At 37.5% G+C, this 456-nt stretch carries 1 protein-coding gene; it reads left to right on the top strand.

All coding sequences use genetic code 11. From position 1 onward, the window contains the following. Positions 1–456 (top strand): hypothetical protein (locus AACU55_RS20635; protein WP_167686185.1); only part of this gene is annotated, 456 nt, incomplete at both ends.

Genomic DNA, 456 nt, shown 5'->3' with positions numbered 1-456 from the left:
CAGGTTAACCGTTTAAGAACTGAAGTTAGAGAAGGTAAGTTAGAGGCATCAGCAATTAAATTTTTATTGGCTTGTGCTATAGCAACCTCTCATGAGGTCAGAGTAGACATTAAGTCACTGGTAAAAACTACCGATTTAAAAGATCCACAAGGTACCTTTAGTCTGTTCGAAGATGAATATTTAATTCGTCGAACAGCTGACAAAATTCATATCGAAGCATTACATCCTATTCGCTCAAAACTACTTGTTGAGGTGTTGATTGACCCAGCTTTTGAACCTTGGATCGAATCTGCTATATCTGTTTTACCAAGTATTCCTGAAGCCGATATTGAAACCTTCCTGCTATATTCTTTTGTTGAAAAACCAAACGAATTTGAAATGCTATTCAGTAATCTAATGAAGCTTAAGATTGAAACTTGGGGGGCCGTTGCTGGTATAGGGCGAGCATTATTATGG

Source organism: Rahnella sp. CJA17(1/100) (genome assembly GCF_963881615.1).
Taxonomy (GTDB): domain Bacteria; phylum Pseudomonadota; class Gammaproteobacteria; order Enterobacterales; family Enterobacteriaceae; genus Rahnella; species Rahnella aceris.
Note: the sequence above shows the minus strand (reverse complement) of the source record. Positions and strands in the feature narration are given on the sequence as shown.